The following is a 2,451-nucleotide window of genomic DNA, read 5'->3' as shown; positions in this document are numbered from 1 at the left end:
GAGGAAGAGGGCGGGAAGCGGAACTGGCCGGCCCAGTCGCCGCTGCAGGTCCGCGGCGACGCGGACCGCGGACAGTGACGTGCCGCCGAGCGCGAAGAAGTCGTCGTCCACTCCGATCGCGCGGTCCTCGCCGGTGTCGACGACTTTCGCGAAAGCCTCGACGACGGCTCGCTCCACTGCCGTGGACGGGGCACGGAATCGTTCGGGCCGGGGGCCGAACTCGGGTTCGGGGAGGGCCGAGCGGTCGAGCTTGCCGGCCGGGGTGAGCGGCACCTCGTCGAGTACGACGACCGCGGCGGGAACCAGGTACGGCGGAAGCTGCGCGGACAACGCCGTGCGCACCGCACTCGCGTCGACGTCCGCGCCGGTCGCACCGCGGACGTAGGTGACGAGTATCGGTTCCCCGTCTGGTCCGGTTCGCCCGACGGTGGCCGCGAAACCGATGTCCGCGCGCGCCGCGAGGATCGAATCGACCTCGCCCGGCTCGACCCGGAATCCGCGCACCTTGATCTGGAAGTCGGTGCGCCCGAGGTGTTCGAGCGTGAGGTCGGGCCGGGTGCGTACCAGGTCACCTGTGCGGTACATCCGCGACCCGGGGGCGGCGAACGGGCAGGCGACGAAATGGGTCGCCGTCGTGGCCGGGCGGGCGTGGTAGCCGCGGGCCAGGCCGGGCCCTGCCAGGTACAGCTCACCCGGGGTGCCCGGGGGAACGGGATGCAGCCGGGCGTCGAGGACGGAGGCGGTGAACCCGCGGACGGGGCGCCCGATGGTGACAGGTTCCGCCGGTGCCAGCGGTTCACTGACATGCGACCAGATCGTCGTCTCGGTGGGACCGTACGCATCGAGCATGCGCCGGGCGGACGCCCATCGCCGGACCAGGTCCGCCGGGCACGGTTCACCGGCGACGGTGAGGACCTGCAGCGAGTCGAGCCCCGTCGGATCGAGCGATGCCAGCGCGGTCGGGGTGATGAACGCGTGGGTAATCCGCTCGCCGGCCAGGATATCCGCCAGCGCCGCACCGCCATACGTCAGCGGGGGGACGAGCACGACCCGCGCCCCCGCGCAGAACGCCATCGTCAACTCGAACAGCGCCGCGTCGAAACTGGGGGACGCGAGATGCGAGACCCTCGCATCGGGGGTGACCTGCAGGTGGTGACGTTCCTGCTCGAACAGGTTCGAAAGACCCCGATGCGACACCACAACCCCCTTCGGAGTGCCGGTCGATCCGGACGTGTAGATCAGATAGGCGGGGTTGTCCGGGTGCAGCGGACCCGCGCGGTCGACGTCGGTCACCGGGGTGGCAGGAAGGTGCCGCATCTGCGTCTCGAGGTCGGGATCGTCGAGCACCAGCCACTCGACCGTGTCCGGCAACTGTGTGCGGTACCGGGCGACGGTGACGCCGAGTACCGCTCCGCAGTCGTCGAGCATGTGGGTGATCCGGGTGGGCGGATACGTCGGGTCGACGGGTACCGACGCCGAACCCGAGCGGGCGACCGCCCACACGGCGCGGACCCACGCGAGGGATCGCGGCAATGCGAGGGCGACGAACCTTTCCGGTGCGGCGCCCCGAGCGATGAGCAGCCGGGCGAACTGCGCGGAGTCGGCGTCGAGTTGGCGATAGGTGAGCGTGCGACCGGCGTCGCACACGGCCACCCGGTCGGAGTGCCGCTCCGCCGCCCCGGCCAGCAGGTCGGGCCACACCCGCGCCGGGAGGCCGGGCGGTCCGGAGACCGATGCGTCCTCGTCCTCGTCGCCGAGCGTCAGATCCCCGACCGGGTCGTCGGGGTCGGAGACGACCGCCGCGACGAGACGGGTCAGACGATCGGCGAAGCCCCGCACGGTCGCGGCGTCGAAGATGTCGGTGGCGTAGGTGAATCCGGCGGCGATCCCGTCCGGGGTACCGGACTCGTCGAACGTCTCGGCGACCACCAGTTCGAGATCGACCTTGACGACGGGCGGCGTGTACTCCGCGACCGTGACGGTCAGGTCCGGCAGCGTGATCTCGGGTCGTAGGACGCTCTCGAATTCGAGGGACACCTGGAACAGCGGTGAGCGGGAGGTCGACCGCGGCGGGTCCACGGCCTCGACGACGCGCTCGAAAGGCAGGTCGGCGTGGAGGAAGGCACCGAGGTCGACGTCCCTGGTGCGGTCGAGTACCTCGGTGAACGACCGGGAGCCGTCGACCGGGGTCCGGAGGACGAGTGTGTTGACGAACATGCCGACGAGTTGGTCCAGCCGGGGATCGGGGCGGCCGGCGACGGGGGTGCCGATCACGATGTCGGAACTGCCGCTGAGGCGGGCGAGGAGGACAGCGAATAGCGCGTGGATCGCCATGAAGAGCGTCGAGTTGTTCTGCCGCGCGAGCGTCGATAGTGACCGATGCAGGTCCCGTCCGATGCGGAACGCGACCCGGTCCCCGTGGTGGGTGCGGTGGGTGGGTCGGGGTCGGTC

General features: G+C 71.0%; 1 protein-coding gene. It reads right to left on the bottom strand.

The genetic code is table 11. From position 1 onward, the window contains the following. Nucleotides 1-2,451 (bottom strand): non-ribosomal peptide synthetase (locus G9373_RS45015; protein WP_167121286.1); only part of this gene is annotated, 2,451 nt, incomplete at both ends.

Source organism: Rhodococcus sp. A14, assembly GCF_011603105.1.
In the GTDB taxonomy this organism is placed as follows: Bacteria; Actinomycetota; Actinomycetes; order Mycobacteriales; family Mycobacteriaceae; genus Rhodococcus_F; species Rhodococcus_F opacus.
The sequence above is the reverse complement of the archived record's forward strand: the minus strand, read 5'-3'. Positions and strand labels throughout refer to the sequence as shown.